We start from the raw sequence: 22,011 nt of genomic DNA, 5'->3' as shown, positions 1-22,011 counted from the left end.
AAGCTGTAAAGAAGTGCTTCGCGCACGGGCCGGTGTTCATTCAGAGGAATGGGCACCGTTTTGTTTTAAAGGGGCAAAGAGTGAGGAGGAGAGTGCAATGCTGCTCATTGGAAACGGAAGGGTCATCACAAGAGACGATGCGCTGCCCTATCTGGCCGACGGCGCGGTGGCGCTGGACGGCGAGCGGGTCGGAGAGGTGGGCCCCCTTGACGCGATGAAGGCCAAGTACCCGGATGCGGAATTCGTGGACGCCCGGGGCGGCGTCATCATGCCGGGGCTCATCAATGCCCACACCCATATCTACTCGGGGCTGGCCCGGGGACTGGGGATCGAGGGAAACGATCCTACCAACTTTTTGGAGGTGCTGGAGGGGACGTGGTGGAACATCGACCGTCATCTGACCCTGGACGGCACCCGGGCCTCGGCCTATGCCACGGTGCTGGACTGTATCCGGGATGGAGTGACGACCATTTTTGACCACCACGCCTCCTTCGGCGAGATCCCCGGGTCGCTGTTCGCCATTCGGGATGTGTGCCGGGAGCTGGGGATGCGTGCCTGCCTGTGCTATGAGGTATCGGACCGGGATGGGGAAGAAAAGTGCGGGGAGGCCATCCGGGAGAACGCCGACTTCGCCAAGTGGGCGAGAGAGCAGGACGACGATATGATCCGCGCCATGTTCGGCGGCCATGCGCTCTTTACCCTGTCCGACAGGACCTTTGCCCGTATGGTGGAGGCCAACAACGGCATGACGGGGTTCCATATTCACGTGGCCGAGGGCATGAACGACGTGTATGATTCCCTGCGGAACTACGGATGCCGTCCGGTGAACCGGCTCTTAAACCACGGCATTTTGGGGGAAAAGACCATCCTGGGCCACTGCATCCATATCAATCCCGCCGAGATGGAGATCCTTCGGGAGACCGGCACCATGGTGGTCAATAATCCAGAGTCCAATATGGGCAACGCCGTGGGCTGTTCGCCGGTGCTGCAGATGATGGAGCGGGGCATCCTGGTGGGTATGGGCACCGACGCCTATACCCACGACATGCTGGAGTCCCTGAAGGTGTTTCTCCTCATCCAGCGGCATAACGCTTGCCGGCCCAACGTAGGCTGGTGCGAGGACATGCAGATGCTTTTCCGCAACAATGCCGCCATCGGCGCGCGGTACTTTCGAAAGCCGCTGGGTGTTTTGAAGCCCGGCGCTGCGGCGGATGTCGTCGTCATGGACTATAAGCCGTTCACTCCCTTCTCCGAAGAGAACATCGACGGGCATATCCTCTTCGGCATGATGGGAAAGAACTGCCGCACCACCATCATCAACGGGAAGGTGCTCTACCGGGACCGGGAGTTTGTGGGCATCGACGAGGACGCCATCAACGCCTGGACGCTGGAACAGAGCAAAAAGCTGTGGGGAGCGCTCAACCGCAGGAGCTACTAAAACACGGGATGCGTTGATTGCGTCCTCCCCAAGGTTTCGCCCCAGAGCGGCGGATGCAATGGAAAAGAACGAGAGAATTGGCTGGAGGTCATACATATGAGTGATATTATGCGTCCCATCCCCTTCGCCCAACTGATGGACTGGGCGCTCACCGAGTACCGGCAGCAGAAGAGCCTGTTCGGCGTCTGTAAGCTGGTGCGCCATGAAAATGGGCAGGCACGCCCTATTTTCGGCGAAAAAATCGAGGCGCCGTTCGGTCCCGCCGCCGGGCCCAATACCCAGCTTGCCCAGAATATCGTGGCGGCCTACGCCGCCGGGGCCCGGTTCTTTGAGCTCAAGACCGTGCAGATCATGGATGGCGAGGCCCTCTCCAAGTGCGTGGCCAAGCCGTGCATCACCGCCGGGGACGAGTGTTATAACTGCGAGTGGTCCACCGAGCTCACCGTTCCCCAGGCCTATGAGGAGTACGTCAAGGCATGGTTTGCCTGCAAGCTCCTGGCAAAAGAGCTGGCGCTGGGCGATCCGGACGGCTTTGTTTTCAATATGTCCGTGGGCTATGACCTGGAGGGGATCAAGAGCCCCAAGATCGACGCCTATCTTGAGGGCATGAAGGATGCCTCTGGCTCCGCCGTGTGGCGGACATGCATGGAGTGGGCCCTGGATAATACGGACCGCTTCGAACAGGTGGACGCGGCATATATCCGCGCCGTCAGCCCCAGGGTGTCCTGCTCCATCACCGAATCCACGCTGCACGGCTGTCCTCCGGATGAGATCGAGCGCATCGCCACCTATCTCATCACGGAAAAAGGGCTCCATACCTATATCAAGTGCAATCCGACCCTCCTGGGCTATCCCTTCGCCCGGAAGCGGCTGGACAGTCTTGGGTTTGACTATGTGACCTTTGACGACCACCACTTTGCAGAGGACCTTCAATGGACCGACGCAGTGCCCATGTTCCGCCGCCTGATGGGGCTGTGTGCGGAACGGGAACTGGAGTTTGGCGTCAAGCTTACCAACACGTTCCCCGTGGATGTAGCGGCCGGTGAGTTGCCCAGCCAGGAGATGTATATGTCCGGACGCGCGCTCTTCCCGCTGACCATCTCCCTGGCCCGCCGCATCGCCGAGGAGTTTGAAGGAGGGCTGCGCATCTCTTACTCGGGCGGTGCCGACGTCCACAACGTCGAGGCGCTCTTCGCCGCGGGCATCTGGCCCATTACCGTGGCCACCACCATTCTCAAGCCCGGTGGCTACCAGCGCCTGAGCCAGATGGGCAAACTCCTGATGGACTGCGGGAGCGAGCCCTTCCGGGGCGTGAATGCCCAGGCGGTGGCGGCGCTGGCGGAGCAGGTGGAGTCGGACCCCTATTACCGCAAGCCCATCAAGCCCCTGCCGGAGCGGAAGATGCACAGAAAGGTGCCCCTCATCGACTGCTTCACAGCGCCCTGCCGGGATGGCTGCCCCATCGAACAGGATATCCCCGCCTACCTGATGGCTGTGAGCCGGGGGGAGTACGGGCAGGCGCTGGAGATCATCACCCGCCGGAATGCGCTCCCCTTCATCACCGGCACCATCTGCCCCCACCACTGTGCCGACAAGTGCATGCGCAATTACTATGAGGAGTCGGTCTGGATCCGGGAGATGAAGCTGCGGGCCGCCCAGGGCGGCTATGATGCGCTTCTGTCCAAACAGAAGGCCAGGTCCGCCGTCTCCGGCAAAAAGGTGGCCGTGGTGGGCGGCGGCCCGGCCGGGATGGCGGCGGCCTTCTTCCTGGGCAGGGAGGGGGTGCCCGTTACTCTGTTTGAAGCCACCGGCGCTCTGGGCGGTGTGGTGCGCCATATCATTCCGGAGTTCCGCATTTCCTCCGAGGCCATCGACAAGGATGAGGCCCTGGTCCGGGCCATGGGTGCGGAGGTCCGCCTGAACACGTATGTCGGCTCCTATCAGGAGCTGGAGGAGCAGGGCTTCACCCACGTGATTTTTGCCACCGGCGCCCAAAAGCCCGGAGACCCCAGGCTGGAGTATGGGGACTATGTAAACTTTACGGAGGTCCTCGCCGCCCTCAAGGCGGGCAATGCCCCTGCCCTTGGGACCGATGTAGCGGTGATCGGCGGAGGCAACTCCGCCATGGATACCGCGCGGGCGGTAAAACGTCTGCCCGGCGTGGAGCACGTGCGCCTGGTCTACCGGCGGACCAGACGGTATATGCCCGCCGAGGAGGAGGAGCTCCGGCTGGCCCTGGAGGAAGGGGTGGAGTTCCTGGAGCTGCTGGCACCCAAGGGGGTAGAGGATAATATCCTGACATGCGCCGTCATGGAGCTGGGCGCGCCGGACGCCTCGGGCCGCCGGGCGCCGGTGCCCACAGGCAGGACCCAGGAGCTCCCCTGCACCACCCTCATCGCCGCCGTGGGGGAGCGCATCGACGAGTCTGTGGATGTGGGCCCCTGGCCCGTGATCGGCGACCGGCGGCGGGGCCCGGCCACAGTGGTGGAGGCCATTGCCGACGCCATACAGGCCTCCAGGGCCATTGTGGAGTGGGAGACCGGGACCTATACAGATCAGAATATTTGTGAGGACTATAACAGATCGTTTTCGAAAAAGGGGGATCTGTGCAGCGACTGTGACGGCTGCGCCGACACCCGATGCCTGGGATGCCCCACGGTCTGCGAGGTGTGCGCCGACGTGTGTCCCAACCGCGCCAATATAGCGGTGGCGGTACCGGGCAAACGGCAGCGCCAGATTGTCCATGTGGACGGCATGTGCAACGAGTGCGGCAACTGCGCCACCTTCTGCCCCTACGAGAGTCGTCCCTACCGGGATAAGTTTACACTGTTCTGGAGTCGGGAGGATTTTGACAGCAGTGAGAACGAGGGGTGGCTCCCAGCGCCCGGCGAGAACAGCGGGTGCCTGGTCCGCCTGGACGGCCAGGTGCGGGAGTATCAGGTGGAAGATTCCGGCTGTGGGCTCCCTGGGGACCTCCGGCTTCTGATCCTGGCAGTGCAGGACCACTATGGCTATCTCCTGCGGGAAAAGTAACATACTTCGGCTGTCCGGCGGAGCACCGTACCTGCGTGGCAGACGGCTCCGGGGAAGGGACGGTCACAAGGCCGCTGTGGAGGCTGGGGCGTGAAGGGCCGCTCGGACGGCGGCGCATGAGGTATGCAAACGCTAAGATTTGGAGGCGGCAAGATGACTGGAAAGGACGGGGTCCGGCGGTATTCCATATTTTTTGCGGGGGTGCCGATCTGCGCTGCGGGGATCGCGCTGATCACCAGGGCCGGACTGGGAACCTCGCCCATCTCCAGCATCCCCTTTCTCCTTAGCCTCATCACGCCCCACCATGGGGGTGTATACCTTCGTCTTCAATATGCTTTTCCTGGCCTGCGAAGCCCTGCTCCTGCGCCGGGTTACCGCGCTGCAGGCGCTGCAGATCCCGGCCACGCTGGTGTTCAGCGCCTGCATCGATTTGGCGCTGGACCTGATCCCCACCCAGTACGGCGGGCCCTATCCCATGAGCCTGCTCTATCTGGCGGCGGGCTGTCTGGTTATGGCGCTGGGCATCTCCCAGGAGGTCATGGCCGACGTAATTATGCTCCCGGGCGAGGCTTTTGTCTGCGCCCTCTCCCGTGCCTGGGGGAGGGAGTTCGGCAATGTGAAGGTGTGCTTTGACAGTTCTCTCACGCTTGCCGCCGCTCTCATCGCCCTGCTCGCCTTCCATAAGCTCAATGGTGTTCGGGAGGGCACGCTGGTCTCCGCTCTGGCGGTGGGGCAGCTCGTCAGGTTCTATACCCGCCGCCTGGGCGGGCTCAGGGTCCTGTGGCTGGGGCCAGACGGGACGAAACGATCTGAAATCGCTGAATAGGGGGACCACACATGGGTGAATCGTACACCTTTACGGTAAACGGCATCCTCCGGGAGACCGAGGAGGAGAAGCCTCTGCTGCGCTATCTGCGGGACGACCTGCATCTCACCTCCGTGAAGGACGGATGCAGCGAGGGGGCATGCGGCACCTGTACCATCGTGGTGGACGGAAAGGCCGTGCGGTCCTGTATCCTGACCACAAAAAAGGCGGTGGGAAAGCACATCCTCACCGTAGAGGGGCTCACCGAGGCCGAGCAGGAGACCTTTGTCTACGCTTTCGGCGCGGTGGGGGCGGTGCAGTGCGGCTTTTGTATCCCGGGCATGGTCCTCTCGGGCAAGGCCCTTCTGGACCAGAATCCCGATCCCTCCGAGGATGAGATCAAGAAGGCCATTCGGGGCAATGTGTGCCGCTGCACCGGGTACAAGAAGATCATAGAGGGCATCTCCCTGGCCGGGGCCATCCTGCGGGGGGAGAGGACCGTGGACCCCGCCCTGGAGCGGGGAGAACGCTTCGGGGTGGGGGAGCGGGCCTTCCGCTCCGATGTGCGGGACAAGGTGCTGGGCCGGGGAGAATACTGCGACGATGTGGCCCTCCCGGGGATGGTCCACGCCTCGGCCGTCCGCTCGGAGTACCCCAGGGCACGTGTGCTGGACATCGACGCCTCGGCCGCCCTGGCCCTCCCCGGCGTGCTGGCGGTGCTTACCGCCGAGGATGTACCTCATAACAAGGTGGGGCACATCCAGCAGGACTGGGACGTGATGATCGCCAGAGGCGACGTGACCCGCTGTGTGGGCGACGCCGTCTGCCTGGTGGTGGCCGAGACGGAGACGGCGCTGGCCGAAGCCAAAAAGCTGGTAAAGGTGACGTATGAGCCCCTTTCGCCGGTGCGCACCATCCAGGAGGCCATGGCGGAGGACGCCCCCAGGCTCCACCCCAACGGGAACCTCTGCCAGTCCCGCCATGTTACCCGGGGCGACGCCAAAGCGGCCCTGGCAAACTCCAGATATGTGGTGACACAAAACTATCGTACCCCTTTTACCGAGCACGCCTTCCTGGAGCCGGAGTGCGCCGTGGCCTTTCCGTATGAAAATGGGGTGAAGGTGTATACCTCCGACCAGGGCGTCTACGACACCCGGAAGGAGATCGCCATCATGCTGGGCTGGGAGCCCGAGCGCATCGTGGTGGAGAACAAGCTGGTGGGCGGCGGGTTCGGCGGAAAAGAGGATGTGTCGGTGCAGCACATCGCCGTGCTGGCCGCCCTGAAGGTGGGCCGCCCGGTCAAGGTCAAATTCTCCCGCAAGGAGTCCATCGCCTTCCACCCGAAGCGTCACTATATGGAGGGCACCTTCACCCTGGGCTGCGATGAGAACGGCATCTTTACGGGCCTGGACTGCGAGATCTACTTTGACACCGGGGCCTACGCCTCCCTGTGCGGGCCGGTACTGGAGCGGGCCTGTACCCACTCCGTGGGCCCCTACTGCTACCAGAACACCGACATCCGGGGCTATGGGTACTACACCAACAACCCGCCCGCCGGGGCCTTCCGGGGCTTCGGCGTCTGCCAGAGCGAATTCGCCCTGGAGTCCAACATCAATCTGCTGGCCGAGCAGGTGGGCATCTCGCCCTGGGAGATCCGTTACCGCAATGCCATCGAGCCGGGCAAGGTGCTGCCCAACGGCCAGATCGCCGACTGCTCCACCGCCCTCAAGGAGACGCTGGAGGCGGTGCGGGAGGCGTATGAACAAAACGCCGGACATGCAGGCATCGCCTGCGCCATGAAAAACACGGGGGTGGGAGTGGGTCTTCCGGACAAGGGGCGGGCCCGGTTGGAGGTCCGCGGCGGCGTGGTGGAGATCTACGCCGCTGCCTCCGACATCGGCCAGGGCTGTGCCACCGTGTTCCTCCAGATCCTCTCCGAGACCGCCGGCCTGCGCCGGGTACAGATGCGCAATATGGGCAGCAGCTCCGAGCTGGCCCCCGATTCCGGCACCACTTCCGGCTCCCGTCAGACCCTCATCACCGGCGAGGCAGTGCGCATTGCCGCCGCTGACCTCAAAAAGGCCCTGGACGGCGTGGGTGGCGACCTCTCCGCCCTGGAAGGCCGGGAATTTTTTGCTGAGTTTTTTGACCCCACCGACAAGCTGGGCGCCGACAAGCCCAACCCCAAAAGTCACGTCGCCTACGGCTTTGCCACCCATGTGGTGGTGCTGGACGACGACGGCAGGGTGAAAGAGGTCTGGGCCGCCCACGACTCCGGCAAGGTGGTCAACCCCATCTCCATCCAGGGACAGATCGAGGGCGGTGTGCTGATGGGCCTGGGCTACGCGCTCACCGAGGACTTCCCCCTGAAGGACTGTGTGCCCCAGGCTAAATTCGGCACGCTGGGCCTGATGCGGGCCGATCAGATCCCGGACATCCACGCCATCTATGTGGAGAAAAAGGAGCTCCTGCCCTTTGCATACGGGGCCAAGGGCATCGGAGAGATCGCCACCATTCCCACCGCGCCTGCCGTCCAGGGGGCCTACTATGCCCGGGACCATGTTCTGCGCACCGCACTGCCTATGCAGGATACGTTTTACCGTCCGGCCAGTAAGGGAAAATAGCGCCTCCGCCGCTCCGCCGCAGTTGACACGGCGGGGCGGCTTTCTGGGAGGAGCGGGAGAGAACAGAATCAAAAAATATTTTTGAAACTCTCTTGACAACAGGGGTGGCTGTGGTATGATAGCATCAGAGACAAACAAAAAGTTTGTATTACTTAAAAATATTTTGCAGGAGACGTCGGGATGAAGGATTCCATCAAGTGGGCCGGCAATCGCATGCCGAAAAGCGACGACCGGCAGCTCGCGGTGATGGCCCTGAGCAACGTGGCAAAGGCCAGGTTTTTCCACAGCAGCTTTCCCCAGTATTCCATTACCCCGCTGGCCCGGCTGGACGGCATGGCCAAGTATCTGGGCCTTGCGGGACTCTATGTAAAGGACGAGTCCTACCGCTTTGGGCTCAACGCCTTCAAGGTATTGGGCGGGTCGTTCGCCATGGCGCGGTACATCGCCGGGGAGATGGGGAGAGACGTCTCGGAGATGACCTACGACTACCTTACCAGCGAGGCATTTCGCCGGGAGTTCGGCCAGGCCACCTTCTTTACCGCCACAGACGGCAACCATGGACGGGGCGTGGCGTGGGCGGCCAACAAGCTGGGCCAGAAGGCCGTGGTACATATGCCCAAGGGCAGCAGTCAGGCCCGCTTCGACAACATCGCCAGGGAGGGCGCCGCCGTCACCATTGAGGACGTGAACTATGACGACTGTGTGCGTATGGCCGCCGCTGAGGCTGCGGTCACGCCCCACGGCGTGATGGTGCAGGACACCGCCTGGGAGGGCTACGAGGAGATCCCGACCTGGATTATGCAGGGATACGGCACCATGGCCAATGAGTGTGCCGACCAGCTCCGTCAGGTGGGGGTGAACCGGCCCACCCATGTCTTTGTCCAGGCCGGAGTGGGGAGCCTGGCGGGTGCGGTGATCGGCTACTTTACCAACCTCTTTCCCAGTGATCCCCCCAAGTTCGTGGTCATGGAAGCCCGGGCGGCCGACTGCCTCTACCGGGGAGCTCTGGCCGGGGACGGCGCCCCCCGCGTCGTGGAGGGCGACCTCCAGACCATCATGGCGGGTCTTGCCTGCGGCGAGCCCAACACCATCTCCTGGGACATCCTGCGCAACCACGTCTCTGCCTTTGTCTCCTGTCCCGACTGGGTGAGTGCCCGGGGAATGCGGATGCTGGGCGTCCCTGTGAAGGGGGACCCGGTTGTGATTTCCGGCGAATCCGGCGCGGTGGGCATGGGACTTCTCGCCGCCCTGATGGAGACCGACGCGTATCGGGACCTGCGGGAGGCCCTGGAGCTGGACCGCTTCAGCCAGGTGCTGATGTTTTCCACCGAGGGGAATACCGATCCCATGAAGTTCAGAAAGGTGCTCTGGGACGGCGAATATCCCACAGTTTGACCGAAGGTCAAACCGTGGTGCCGGGAGAGGGCACCTTTAGAAGAGAGCGATATTGTTGAATAGATGGAGGGTTTTAAGTATGGATTTTGAGCAGATCAGGAAAGCCGCGCAGGGCTACGGCGCCGACATGAACCGCTTCCTGCGGGAGATGATCTCCTACCCCAGTGAGAGCTGCGAGGAGAAAGCGGTCGTCGCCTGTATCCGGCGGGAGATGGAAAAGCTGGGCTACGACAAGGTGGAGGTGGACGGCCTTGGCAACGTCATCGGCTGGATGGGTGACGGTGAGAAGATCATTGCCCTGGACTCACACATCGACACCGTGGGCATCGGAAACCTGGACAACTGGGAGCGCGACCCCTACCAGGGCTATGAGGACGACGCGGTGATTTACGGTCGGGGCGGCTCCGACCAGGAGGGCGGTATGGCCTCCGCCGTATATGGCGCCAAGATCATGAAGGATCTGGGCCTCATCCCCGCCGGGTACAAGATCATGGTGGTGGGCTCCGTCCAGGAGGAGGACTGCGACGGCATGTGCTGGCAGTACATCGTCAACAAGTTCTTCCCCCAGAGCGGCATTCGGAAGGAGCAGATGGAGTTCGTCATCTCCACCGAGCCCACCGACGGCGGTATCTACCGCGGACACCGGGGCCGCATGGAGATCCGGGTGGACGTGAAGGGGATCTCCTGTCATGGCTCCGCCCCCGAGAGGGGCGACAACGCCATCTACAAGATGGCCGACATCCTCCAGGACATCCGCGCCCTCAACGAGAATCCCGCCGACGACACGGTGGAGATCAAAGGCCTTGTGAAGATGCTCGACCCCAAGTACAACCCCGAACACTATGAGGATGCTCGCTTCCTGGGCCGGGGCACCTGTACTACCTCCCAGATTTTCTACACCAGCCCCAGCCGCTGCGCCGTGGCCGACTCCTGTTCCGTCTCGGTGGACCGCCGTATGACCGCCGGCGAGACCTGGGATTCCTGTCTCCAGGAGATCCGGGACCTGCCCAATGTAAAGAGGTATGGGGACGATGTGAAAGTCTCCATGTACATGTATGACCGGCCCTCCTGGACAGGAGAGGTCTACGAGACCGAGTGCTATTTCCCCACCTGGATCAACAAGGAGAGCGCCGCCCACGTCCAGGCCCTGGTGGAGGCCCATCAGGCTCTCTTCGGCGCGGAGCGCATCGGACACGCTGACGCCGAGGCCAAGCGGGACGCCATGCACCTGCGCGTCGGGCGCCCCCTTACCGACAAGTGGACCTTCTCCACCAACGGCGTATCCATCCAGGGCCGCTACGGCATCCCCTGCGTAGGCTTCGGCCCCGGCGCCGAGAGTCAGGCCCACGCCCCCAATGAGATCACCTGGAAGCAGGATCTTATCACCTGCGCCGCCTTGTATGCCGCGGTGCCCGGACTCTACAAAGAGGAGAACAAGACCGGCGATGTGGCGCAGTTCCGCGCCGGCAAAACGGACAACGACATTCTTTGACCCGCCGCTTTGTTCCGGGAAAGATGAAAAAGGACCGCCCGAGTCCGCCATCCATCATCAGAAGAGGAGAAACAGAACTATGGATCAGACCCTTCAAAACTATATTGACAAGCTTAATGCCCTCAACTTTAAGGAGATGTACGAGGGCGACTTCTTCCTCACCTGGGATAAGACCGACGACGAGCTGGAGGCCGTGTTCGCCGTGGCGGACGCGCTGCGGGATCTGCGGGAGCGGAACATTTCCGCCAGGATCTTTGATTCCGGCCTGGGCATCTCCCTCTTCTGGGACAACTCCACCCGGACCCGCTTCTCCTTCGCCAGCGCCTGCAACCTGCTGGGCCTGGAGGTCCAGGACCTGGACGAGGGCAAGAGCCAGATCGCCCACGGCGAGACCGTGCGGGAGACCGCCAATATGATCTCCTTCATGGCCGATGTCATCGGTATCCGGGACGATATGTACATCGGAAAGGGTCACACCTATATGCAGTCCGTGGCCGACGCGGTGGCCGAGGGCTACCGGGACGGGGTGCTGGAGCAGCGGCCTACCCTGGTGAATCTCCAGTGCGATATCGACCACCCCACCCAGTGCATGGCCGATATGCTCCATATCATTCACGAGTTCGGCGGCGTAGAGAACCTGAAGGGCAAGAAGGTGGCCATGACCTGGGCGTACTCACCCAGCTACGGTAAGCCCCTGTCGGTGCCCCAGGGGGTGATCGGGCTGATGACCCGCTTCGGCATGGATGTGGTGCTGGCCCACCCCGAGGGCTACGAGGTCATGCCCGAGGTGGAGGAGGTGGCCCGCCAGAACGCCCGGCGCTCCGGCGGCACCTTTACCAAGACCAACTCCATGGCGGAGGCCTTTGCAGGGGCGGATATCGTCTACCCCAAGAGCTGGGCGCCCTTCGCCGCCATGGAGAAGCGGACCGAACTGTACGCCGGGGGCGACAGCGCGGGCATCCAGGCGCTGGAGAAGGAGCTGCTGGAGCAGAATGCCCGGCACAAGGACTGGTGCTGCACCGAGGAGCTGATGAAGACCACCCGAGAGGGCAAGGCGCTGTATCTCCACTGCCTGCCCGCCGACATCAACGGCGTCTCCTGTGTGGACGGCGAGGTGGAGGCCAGCGTCTTCGATCGCTACCGCACCCCCCTCTACAAGGAGGCCAGCTTCAAGCCCTACATCATCGCCGCCATGATCTTCCTGGCCAAGGTCAGGGATCCCCAGGCCACCCTGAAGGCCCTGGAGGACCGCGGCACGGCCCGCTGGTTCCAGAAGTAAGCGCGGGAGGGCCCTTCCCGACTTCCGCACTTTCTCCATAAATTCCTGCTTCTTTCCCTCCTTCCTGCAGACCCGCCCGTAACTGCTGATCAAACGGTAATTGCGGACGGGTCCGCTATTTAAAAATGGTTTGAACGAGGTGTCATCATGGGGAAACGTATCGTCATCGCCTTGGGCGGCAATGCGCTGGGGGAGAATTTGCCCGAGCAGATGGCCGCGGCCCGTGGGACCGCCCGCGCCATCGCCGATCTGATCCAGGCGGGCCACGAGGTGGTCGTCGCCCACGGCAACGGCCCCCAGGTGGGCATGATCCAGAAGGCCATGGCTGAACTCACCCGATCCGATCCGGAGAGATATATCCCCTGCCCTCTGTCCGTCTGCGTGGCCATGAGCCAAGGCTACATCGGCTATGATCTCCAGAACGCTCTGCGGGAGGAACTGATGGACCGGGGCATTGATAAAGGCGTGGCCACGGTGCTCACCCAGGTGGAGGTGGACCCCGCAGACCCGGCTTTCCAGCATCCCACCAAGCCCATTGGAGCCTTTATGACCAGGGAGGAGGCCGACAAGCTGGTAGCGGAGCGGGGTTACGATGTCGTGGAGGATGCCGGGCGGGGCTGGAGCCGGGTGGTGGCCTCCCCCAAGCCGGTCTCTATTGTGGAGATCAAGTCTATCCGTGATATGGTGGCCGCCGGACTGGTGGTGGTAGCCTGCGGCGGCGGGGGTATCCCGGTTTTTAAGACCGACGGACATCATCTCAAGGGCGCGGCCGCCGTCATCGACAAGGACTTCGCAGCCTGTACCCTGGCCCGGCAGCTGGATGCCGATTGCCTTATCATCCTCACCGCAGTGGAAAAGGTGGCCATTCACTTCGGAAAGCCGAACGTGGAATGGCTCTCCTTCCTGACCCCGGCCCGGGCCCGGGCCTATATGGACGACGGCGAGTTCGCCCCCGGCTCCATGCTGCCCAAGGTCCAGGCCGCCGTGGAATTCGCCGAGTCCGCCCCGGGACGCACTGCGCTTATCACACTTCTGGAAAAGGCGGGAGAGGGGATCGAGGGGAGGACCGGCACCCTGATCCAAAGATAAAATAGATTCCCGCATGGGTCGGCTGGATTGTGGGGCACAGGGTGTGACATGGAGCAAAAAAGGGCGCCACCGTTTGAAAAAACGGTGGCGCCCCTCGGCCATTTGAACGGGAAACTGCGTTCAAGGACAGACGGCGCCCCAGCCTTTTACGACGACACGATTTCGGCCTTCGGCTTTAGCCTGATAGAGCGCACTGTCGGCCTGACGAAGAAAGTCTTCGAAGTCCGTGTTTCCCCAGGGCGCCCGGACATGGATACCTATACTGGTCGTCACCGGAGGATAGCCGGAGGGGCCCTGCGCAACGGATACCGCCTTCCGCAGGCGCTCCGCGCCTTCCTGTGCCTCCTGCGTCCCACAGCCAATCCAGCACAGGAAGAATTCCTCTCCGCCATAACGCACGGCGTGGATATCCCCCTGAGCCGCAAAACGGCGGATCTCTTCCGCGATCACACGGAGGCATTCGTCTCCGGCCAAATGGCCGTATTTGTCGTTGTACTGTTTGAAGAAATCAATATCCACCATGAGCCCCGCTACAGGCAGACAGCTTCCACGCATATCCTCCAGCCGTTGACGGATATGCCGCTCCAAATACCGGCGGTTGTTGAGCCCCGTAAGCTGGTCGGTATCCGCCAATTCCTCCAGCTTCTGATTCACCCGCTCCAGTTCCTGATATTGCTTCTGGACCAAAATATTTCCGTAGTGTGCGGAGGCCCGTGATAGATAGAGTCTCCAGGCAATGAAGATGGACAGGGAAGAGAGCGCAAAGCTGTTGATGAGGTTGCTGAAGAGATTATGGATGCCGCCGGGCAGAAAGGGGAGAGCCAGATTGATAATAAGGAAGGCAGAGCCGAAGATCAGGATGCTCTGGTGCAGGGTGAGCACCGTGAGGGCAGCCAGGGCGGGAAGCATATAGCTGAAAACCACCAGCCCATTGCCGCCCAGTTGATCCAGACATGTGACGGCGCAGGACCACAGGCACACAAGGCCGGCATAAGCTGCACCCAGGCGGAGTTGAAACGCACCACTGCGATGGCGCGTCCTGCGACGGGCCCAGAGAAAGAGCAGCGTAAATACGATCAGCAGGAAGTAGAGCAGCGTGTACCCAGTACGCCGGGGGGAGAAAAACGGTCCGCCAGCCCGGAAACAGAAAATAAACAGAAGCAGCGACTGCATAAACAAAATACACAGGGCCAAAAAATGCTCCGTGCGGTAGGCGTCTTCTGCCAGGCGAGTTTCCACCTCACCCCGGTACTGCTCGTCAAAGGGGAGCAAAGCCTGTGTATTTCGAGAGATCATTGTGGACCACACTCCATCAAAAACATAAAGGGAGGACGCGGGCGGCAAGCACCGTATGAATCAACTGTGGGCAGATGATCCGACAGGCAATATTATATGATATCGTAATTGGAAACGCAAAGAAAAAATTTGAAGCGATGGATGAGCGTGAAAAGGCGGTCAACGGCACGACTTTATGTTTTCCGGAGTGTGAGGTCGATGGAGGCAGTAACCTGCTTGCCACATAACATAAACCAGGGGAAAAATAAAAATTTCATTTTCCCCCAAGAATATACTAAAATATAGGGGAAATGTGCAAAATAGAGATATCAGGAATTGATAGAGCAGATATAGGAGGAAGGTATGTTTCAAAAGGGAGAGCTGATCTTTTACAACAACTCCGGCGCATGCCGCGTGGAGGCAGTGGGACCGCTGGAGGAGGCGCGGGGTGCGGACCGGGCGCGGAGCTATTACACCCTCTCGCTGTTGCATGGGGGAGGGACGATCTTCGCCCCTGTAAACAGCCAGGTCTTTATGCGCCCCATCCTGTCGGCGGAGGCAGCCAATGCACTCATTGATACACTCCCCTCCATTGAGGCATCCGGCTGGAACGAAAGGGGCGCACGTTCCCTGACCGACCACTACCATAAAGCCTTTCAGGGACACAGATCAGAAGACCTGCTGCAGTTGATGAAGGATATCCATGTCAAATCTCAGGAGTCGCTCCGACGGGGAAAGCGTCTGGGTATGATCGATCAGACCTATAAAAAGAAAGCGGAAGAGCTGGTCTACAGCGAATTCTCCGCTGCTCTGGGCATCCCCTTTGAAGAGGTGGAGGACTATATCGCTAAGAGGCTGGAGTCCCGGGAGAAGAAAAACGCGTAGCAAAAAGGGCCGCCCCGGCGGCCCTTTTTTGATGGGGCAGTGCCCGTTAAGAGAGCGGCAGCCCCTCCGAAAAGAAAGAGAAGAGCGCATTCTGATCCAGCTCAGGAACAGATCTGCCGCTATGTATCCCGTCAGAGCGGTTCCAGGTGCATGACAGACACCTCAAAAGCCGTGCGGTCCTGTGTCACGCCGTCCACTACCTTCTGGTAGCTCCGACTCTGAAGCCGCCCCTCCAGCTTGACCCCGTCCCCCACGTGCAGGCCGCCGCAGCGCTGGGCCAGCGTGCCCCAGGCGATACAGGGCAGGTAATCGGCCCGGCCATATTTTCGGTTGACCGCCAGCATCAGGTCGCAGATCTCCCGGCCCAGCGGGGTGCGCCGCAGGATCGGAGACTTGCACAGCACGCCGGAGAGCTCCAGGCAGTTCGCGGGCTCCGCGCGGGTGGGGGAGAGGCTCCGCGCAAAGAGGGTGATGACCAGGCGGCTGCCGGGTCCGGTGCGGTTGTTGAAGGAGCGGACCTCGCCCTGGACCTCCACGCGGTCGCCTGGGGCCAGGGGACAGTCCGTCAGCAGCGGACGGGCCGCCACTACGTTGAGGCGGTCCTCGGCCCCGGAGAGGCGGGGGACCGAGAGGGGGAAAACGTCGTAGCTCACGCCGTGATTCTCATGGGAGAGGACCGGCTCTCCCGCCACTGTGCCGCAGAGTAGCGCCCGGTTCTCATTCCAGCCTGTTTGCATATCGTCCACACTCCGTTTGCATTGATTCTCAGTGGCATGTATATGCAAACTTGTCCCCCGGTATGTCTCCGGGGCGGCCGGAATGGGCGGGGAGCGGGAAAAGGCGCCCGGTCTTAGGACCGGGCGCCTTGCCATATCGCGGTAAAACCATCCTATGTCGCGGCCATATGTCCGCAGCGGGGAGAAAGACAAACGGGAAGAGCGGAAGGACACCGCCGCACCATCTTACAGAATATCGCTGTCTACCGTGAGATTATCCGTGCCGTGCTCCTCAAATTCGGCGATATAGGCGTCGATGCGGGAGTTGAGCTCCTCACAGTTACTGTCATCGATGGGGACGTCGTCCATATCGCGCCGTGCCAGATCCTCGGCCAGAATGTCGAAAAACACGCTGTCCTCGTAGTCCATGATGGCCTCGTGGATGCCGCCCTCGGCAAAGGCCCGGGACGGAACGACCTCCCCGTCGTAGACCTCGGCCAGGATGCCCATACCCTCGTCCCTGGCCTTGGAAAAGAGAAGGCTCTCCACCTCGTCGTAATCGGGGATACGGTCCTCCCCACGGGTGGAATTGAGCACCCAGTTTCCGATATAGACCATGTCCAGCAGACGTCTGTACTGCTTTTTCGTCAGTTCCAGCTTCATGTTGAGAACCCTCCTTACCAGGCAGACTGCCCTGCCATCCTTATTATAATGCGTGCGCGCCCAAACCGCAAGTCGGCCGCAGGCCTTTTGCCCGGAAAATCGAGGGAGCGGCTGGTTCGGCAGACATTATTATAGTATATTTCCGGGGCTTGTCAAACGTCACCGGATCGGAAAAAGCCACTTGTTTTTCCAGGCCGTTTCGCATATCATTACTAAGACGGCCGTCGGCATGCCTCCGGCGGGTGTCTGAGAAGGAAAAGCAGGAGGTCTGTTGCGTGGATAATCGGCCAATCGGCGTGTTTGACTCCGGCCTGGGCGGCCTGACGGCGGTGCGCGAGCTGCAGCGGCTGCTGCCCGGGGAGGACATCATCTATTTCGGAGATACTGCACGGGTGCCCTACGGCGGCCGTTCGCGGGATACCCTTGTGCGCTATGCTAGGCAGGACGTGGCTTTTCTCCGTACCTTTGACCTGAAGGCCATCGTCATCGCCTGCGGCACTGTGTCCACTACGGCCCTGGACGTACTGACGGAGGAAAACGACATTCCCATCTGGGGCGTGGTGGAACCCGCGGCGGAGGCGGCGGCCCGGAGCACGAAAAACGGCCTGGTGGGACTCATTGGCACCCAGGCCACCATTCGCAGCGGGGCGTACGAGCGGCGGATCGCGGCGGAGGCCCCCGGTGTGCGCGTGCTCTCCCGGGCATGTCCGCTCTTTGTGCCGCTGGTGGAGAACGGGCGCTTCCGCCCAGGCGATGTCGTGGCGGAGACGGTGGCGGCGGAGTACCTGGAACCGTTTCAGGATGCCGGCGTGGATACCCTGGTGCTGGGCTGCACCCATTATCCGCTGCTGACCGAGGTCATCGGGAACTGTATGGGGCCCGGCGTGACGCTGGTGAACGTAGGGGAGAAGTGCGCCCGCCGTGTGGCGGAGCGACTGGGCGGGATGGCCGCCCTGGCGGAACCTGGCAGGCGCGGGGAAAGCCGTTACTATGTCAGCGACAGCGTGGAGGATTTTTCCCGTCTGGCCTCGATCTTCCTGCGGCAGGATGTGGCGGCGGAGGTCACCCAGGTGGATATCTGGCGGTACTGAGGCGCTCCCCGGCGTCCGACCAAGGCGCACGTTTTTGGGCTTTACATTCCCCTCCTTCTAGTATATAATAACCCGGATTCTATGTGCAACCGAGGTAATTTCCCGATGGATAAAAGCGTTATCATCTCTATCAGGGGGACGCAGACCCTGGACGACAACCCGCCGGAGACCGTGGAGCTCATTACGGAGGGACGGCTGATAGACTGCGGGGAGGAGGGCTATACCCTCACATATCAGGAGAGCGAGCTCACCGGGCTGGAGGGGACCCTCACCACCTTCCAGGTGGAGCCGGACTGCATCACGCTGCTGCGGATGGGCGAATTCAATTCCCAGATGGTCTTTCAGCCGGGGCGGAGGCACTTTTCCATGTATGATACGCCCTATGGGGCGCTTTCGATCGGCATCAACACCCGGAAGATGCGCGCCGCCCTGGATGACCACGGCGGCCAGATCGAAATCGATTACGCCATTGAGATCGACCATGCGGTGGCGGGGGAGAACGCCTTCCACATCGATGTAAGGGAAAAGGAAGCCATCCTGAAGCAGTGAGGGCGCGGACCGGCCCCAAGCCGGTACCGCACAAGTGGAGAGCACAGATAGTATAAGTGATGGAAAGGGGAAGGACATGTCGAATCTGATCCAGTCCGCCAAGAGTCAGGTGGCGGAGCTTACGCAAAAGGCTTATGAGAGGGCCGCGGCGGCCGGACAGCTCCCCGGCGGCCTGGAGGTCGGGGGCTCTGTAGAGATCCCCAAGGACGTCTCCCACGGGGATTACGCCTCCTCCTTCGCAATGGCGGGGGCCAAGGCCATGCACATGGCGCCCCGCGCCATTGCCCAGACACTCTGCGACCACCTGGATCTGGAGGGCTCTTTTTTTGACAAGGTGGAGATCGCCGGACCCGGCTTTCTCAACTTTACCTTGGGATCCAGGTGGTACGGCCAGGTCATCGCCGACGTGGAGCGGGAGGGCGCCCGCTATGGCGAGAGCGACGAAGGCCATGGGGAAAAGGTGATGGTGGAGTTCGTCTCTGCCAATCCCACCGGCCCCATGCACATGGGCAACGCCCGGGGCGGCGTGCTGGGCGACACGCTGGCCAACGTCCTGTCCATGGCTGGATACGACACTTGGAAGGAATTCTATGTCAATGACGCCGGCAATCAGATCCACAAGTTCGCCGTGTCGATCGACGCACGCTATCATCAGCTCATTCTGGGCGAGGAGAACTTCGCCTTCCCGGAAGACGGCTACCATGGCGACGACATCCGGGAGCTGGCGCAGGCTTTCCGCGCCGAGCACGGGGACGGCTGGCTGGAGGAGAGCGAGGAGGAGCGTCAGGAGGCGATGGCCCAGTTCGGGCTGAGCGTCAACGTGCCCAAGATGAAGGAGGACCTCCGGCGTTATCAGATCGAGTATGACGAGTGGTTCTTCGAGTCCAGCCTCCATGAGAGCGGCTATGTCCGTGAGACGGTGGAGATGCTCACCCAGCGTGGCTGGACCTACGAAAAGGAAGGGGCCCTGTGGCTCAACACCACCGAGCTCCTCAAGGAAAAGTATATGCGGGAGGGAAAGACCCGCGAGCAGGCGGACAAGCTGGACCTGAAGGATGACGTGCTCCGCCGGGCCAACGGCTTTTATACCTATTTTGCCGCCGACATCGCCTACCACCGCAACAAGCTGGAAAAGCGGGGATTCTCCAAGGCTGTGAACATCTGGGGGGCCGACCACCACGGCCATGTGGCGCGGCTCCAGGCGGCGCTGGACGGCCTGGGCCTGGACGGCTCTCACCGCCTGGTGGTGGTGCTCATGCAGCTTGTGAACCTCCTCCAGGACGGCAAGCCTGTCCGAATGTCCAAGCGCTCCGGCAAGGCCATTGCCCTCCATGACCTTCTGGATGAGATCTCCGTGGATGCGGCCCGCTATTTCTTTAACTCCCGCAGCAGCAATTCCCCGCTGGACTTCGACCTGGATCTGGCTGTCCGGGAGGATTCGGATAATCCGGTTTACTATGTGCAGTATGCCCACGCCCGCATCTGTTCCCTCATCGCCAAGCTCGCGGAAGAGGGGGCGGCGGTCCCGGCGGCGGGGGACGTGGACGCCGTGCTGCTCGTCCAGCCGGAGGAAAAGGCGTTGCTGAAGGCGCTCTCCATGCTGCCGGAAGAGATCCGGTTGGCGGCGCGGGACTACGATCCCTCCCGCATCAACCGCTATCTGGTGGAGCTGTCAGGCGATTTCCACCGGTTCTATAATGCCTGCCGTATTCGGGAAGAGGCCCCCGCCCTGCGGGATGCCCGCCTCAAGCTGGCGGATACCACCCGGGCCGTCATCGCCGGCGGACTGGGACTGCTGGGGGTGAGCGCCCCGGAAAAAATGTGACGATGCTCAGAGTAAAAAGCTGCGCCTTACCCACAGTAAGGCGCAGCTTTTTTGAGCATGCTCCTCAAAAAGCATGGGAAAAATCCGGGTAAAGAATGTGTAAAATGCACAAAAAGTATAGAAGAAAACTATTGAAGTAGCAGAAAATAGTTGGAGGCATTGCAATTAAAAACGTGCTCGTGTTATCATCAAAATGCCTTTACCAGAGAGGAGGAATGCCGGGAAAAACGACATCCCTGCGTAAAAACAGCATTATTTTCAAGAGTTGTCAGGAGGAACGATACATGAAGAATCGTAAAAGTTCAAAGCTGCTGGCCCTGGGCTTGGTCTTTGCCCTGGGACTGGGTCTCTCCACTGCGTTCGCCGCCGTCTCCGTGACGCCCGCCACCACAAAGGTGACTGTGGACGGTAAGAATGCGTCTGTGGAGGCTTATAATATCGACAACGGGAACAACTACTTCAAGCTCCGCGACTTTGCCACCAATCTGGATTTCGGCCTCACCTGGGATGCGGCCACCGACACCGCCGCCATCGACACCACCACCCACTACAAGCCCGACGCTACGCAGTTGATCACCGGCAACTGGGCCCCCGCCACCCGGGCGCGCATTCAGGCCGTCATAGATGAGAACGCGGGCAAGGGCCGCTATGTGGTCTTCGATTTCGACAATACCTCCGTTATCTTCGACGTGCAGGAGGCCCTGCTGGTCTACCAGACCGAGAACCTGATCTTCAAGATCGCCCCCGAGGACATGGAGGCCGTGCTGGAGACCGGCATCCCCGATCTTGATAAGGAGATGGGCAAGAGCATCGACGGCAAGACCATCACCCCCGCCACGCTGGTGGCCGATCTGGTGTCCGATTACGCCTGGATCTACAACAACTACTCCGGGATGAAGGGAGACAAGGATCTGGCCTACATCCACGCCTCCAACGAGTACCAGGATTTCGCCGCCAAGCTGCGCTTTATGTACAACAATCTGGGCGACTACTTTGATCACGCCGTCTCCTATCCCTGGGTCACCTATCTCTTCACCGGCATGACCCCTGAAGAGGTACAGGAGCTGGCGACCGCCTCCCATGAATATTGGGCCGGCTACGGCCGCTATGCCTCCGAGACCTGGACCTCTCCCATCGAGCTCCCCGGCGAGACCGGGATCGTCAGCGCCTCCTACACCACTGGCGTCACCTTCACGGATGAGCTGGTGGATCTCTATCATACACTGATGGCCAACGATATCGATGTGTATATTGTCTCCGCCTCCCCCATCGACACCATCCTGGCCGCCAACGAGTGCATGGGGTATGGCGTACCTGAGGATCAGGTCTTTGCCATGCGCAACAAGCTGGATGAGAACGGCCGCTATATCAATGAGTATGACTACGACTGGGGCGGCGAGGGCATGTATGCCCAGACCCAGGGTGAGGGCAAGAGCACCATCATCACCAATTTCATCGCCCCCAAGTATGACGGCGCGGGCCCCCTGATCGTCTTCGGCGACAGTGCGGGCGACTGGAACATGATGACCGACTGGATGGAGTCCGGCGATACGGTGCTGGGCGTCATCTTCAACCGCTACCGCAAGCCCTCCAGCGATCCCATTTGGGAGGGTTCCAACGAGGCTGCCCAGACCATCGGCGACGCCGACGCCCGTTTTGTGCTCCAGGGCCGGGACGAGAACAAGGGCCAGCTCCGTCCCAGCGAGTACTCCATTCTGCTGGGCCAGACCGAGGAAGTCCTGGTCCGCCCCGCCTCCTGACAATTCGCCCGCCTGCGGGCGATGATAAAAAGCAAGGGCCGCCGACAGGCGGCCCTTGCTTTTTTCATCCGGCCTGTGATATACTGAGCAGA

At 61.3% G+C, this 22,011-nt stretch carries 15 protein-coding genes and 1 pseudogene; 13 read left to right on the top strand and 3 right to left on the bottom strand.

The genetic code is table 11. The annotated features are described in order from the left end of the window. Nucleotides 1-97 precede the first annotated feature (97 nt). From ssnA to arcC, 8 genes and pseudogenes are all read left to right on the top strand, one after another. Nucleotides 98-1,438, top strand: coding sequence for a putative aminohydrolase SsnA (gene ssnA / locus SRB521_RS13420; RefSeq protein WP_116722366.1), 1,341 nt, complete (start codon nucleotides 98-100; stop codon nucleotides 1,436-1,438). Nucleotides 1,439-1,534: 96 nt separating this feature from the next. After that, nucleotides 1,535-4,471 (top strand): putative selenate reductase subunit YgfK, encoded by a 2,937-nt coding sequence (ygfK, locus tag SRB521_RS13415; protein ID WP_116722365.1) that lies wholly within the window; start codon nucleotides 1,535-1,537, stop codon nucleotides 4,469-4,471. Nucleotides 4,472-4,594: 123 nt separating this feature from the next. Further along, nucleotides 4,595-5,297: pseudogene (locus tag SRB521_RS16245) on the top strand (YczE/YyaS/YitT family protein). Nucleotides 5,298-5,308: 11 nt separating this feature from the next. Further along, complete coding sequence (xdh, locus tag SRB521_RS13400; protein WP_116722363.1) at nucleotides 5,309-7,900, top strand: selenium-dependent xanthine dehydrogenase; 2,592 nt, start codon at nucleotides 5,309-5,311, stop codon at nucleotides 7,898-7,900. A gap of 180 nt (nucleotides 7,901-8,080) precedes the next feature. After that, complete coding sequence (gene dpaL, locus SRB521_RS13395) at nucleotides 8,081-9,295, top strand: diaminopropionate ammonia-lyase (protein ID WP_116722362.1); 1,215 nt, start codon at nucleotides 8,081-8,083, stop codon at nucleotides 9,293-9,295. A gap of 79 nt (nucleotides 9,296-9,374) precedes the next feature. After that, the gene (locus tag SRB521_RS13390; RefSeq protein WP_075704547.1) at nucleotides 9,375-10,787 is read left to right on the top strand and encodes a YgeY family selenium metabolism-linked hydrolase; all 1,413 of its coding nucleotides are present in this window, start codon (nucleotides 9,375-9,377) and stop codon (nucleotides 10,785-10,787) included. A gap of 79 nt (nucleotides 10,788-10,866) precedes the next feature. Beyond that, nucleotides 10,867-12,066, top strand: coding sequence for a knotted carbamoyltransferase YgeW (gene ygeW, locus SRB521_RS13385; RefSeq protein WP_129868856.1), 1,200 nt, complete (start codon nucleotides 10,867-10,869; stop codon nucleotides 12,064-12,066). Nucleotides 12,067-12,213: 147 nt separating this feature from the next. After that, nucleotides 12,214-13,155 (top strand): carbamate kinase, encoded by a 942-nt coding sequence (gene arcC, locus SRB521_RS13380; RefSeq protein ID WP_116722193.1) that lies wholly within the window; start codon nucleotides 12,214-12,216, stop codon nucleotides 13,153-13,155. 120 nt (nucleotides 13,156-13,275) lie between these two features. Here arcC and SRB521_RS13375 read toward each other — a convergent pair whose 3' ends face one another. Then, nucleotides 13,276-14,451 carry a GGDEF domain-containing protein gene (locus SRB521_RS13375; protein ID WP_083630961.1) on the bottom strand — a complete coding sequence of 392 codons (1,176 nt, stop codon included), beginning with the start codon at nucleotides 14,449-14,451 and terminating at the stop codon, nucleotides 13,276-13,278. Nucleotides 14,452-14,793: 342 nt separating this feature from the next. Here SRB521_RS13375 and SRB521_RS13370 point away from each other — a divergent pair, with 342 nt between their 5' ends. After that, complete coding sequence (locus SRB521_RS13370; RefSeq protein WP_075704544.1) at nucleotides 14,794-15,315, top strand: CarD family transcriptional regulator; 522 nt, start codon at nucleotides 14,794-14,796, stop codon at nucleotides 15,313-15,315. Nucleotides 15,316-15,446: 131 nt separating this feature from the next. Here the strand turns inward: SRB521_RS13370 and SRB521_RS13365 are convergent, their stop codons facing one another. Further along, on the bottom strand, nucleotides 15,447-16,052 hold the full coding sequence (locus SRB521_RS13365) for a single-stranded DNA-binding protein (RefSeq protein ID WP_075704543.1): 606 nt from the start codon (nucleotides 16,050-16,052) through the stop codon (nucleotides 15,447-15,449). Between the two features lie 225 nt (nucleotides 16,053-16,277). Then, nucleotides 16,278-16,694 carry a hypothetical protein gene (locus SRB521_RS13360; protein WP_033116599.1) on the bottom strand — a complete coding sequence of 139 codons (417 nt, stop codon included), beginning with the start codon at nucleotides 16,692-16,694 and terminating at the stop codon, nucleotides 16,278-16,280. A gap of 275 nt (nucleotides 16,695-16,969) precedes the next feature. Between SRB521_RS13360 and murI the strand changes: the two genes are divergently transcribed. The 4 genes from murI to SRB521_RS13340 all read left to right on the top strand — a co-directional run bounded on the left by murI (nucleotide 16,970) and on the right by SRB521_RS13340 (nucleotide 21,919). After that, a complete protein-coding gene (murI, locus tag SRB521_RS13355) occupies nucleotides 16,970-17,785 on the top strand; it encodes a glutamate racemase (protein WP_075704542.1) in 816 nt (271 codons plus the stop codon). A 105-nt stretch (nucleotides 17,786-17,890) separates the two neighbouring features. Continuing rightward, nucleotides 17,891-18,334 (top strand): YwiB family protein, encoded by a 444-nt coding sequence (locus SRB521_RS13350; protein WP_058118359.1) that lies wholly within the window; start codon nucleotides 17,891-17,893, stop codon nucleotides 18,332-18,334. A gap of 76 nt (nucleotides 18,335-18,410) precedes the next feature. Next, nucleotides 18,411-20,159, top strand: a complete 1,749-nt coding sequence (argS, locus tag SRB521_RS13345) for an arginine--tRNA ligase (RefSeq protein ID WP_116722192.1) — start codon at nucleotides 18,411-18,413, stop codon at nucleotides 20,157-20,159. A gap of 284 nt (nucleotides 20,160-20,443) precedes the next feature. Then, nucleotides 20,444-21,919: an HAD family hydrolase gene (locus SRB521_RS13340; protein ID WP_075704540.1), complete on the top strand. Its 1,476-nt coding sequence runs from the start codon at nucleotides 20,444-20,446 to the stop codon at nucleotides 21,917-21,919. The last annotated feature ends 92 nt before the right edge of the window (nucleotides 21,920-22,011 follow it).

Source organism: Intestinimonas butyriciproducens (genome assembly GCF_004154955.1).
Taxonomy (GTDB): domain Bacteria; phylum Bacillota; class Clostridia; order Oscillospirales; family Oscillospiraceae; genus Intestinimonas; species Intestinimonas butyriciproducens.
This window is presented reverse-complemented; position numbering and strand designations above follow the sequence as displayed.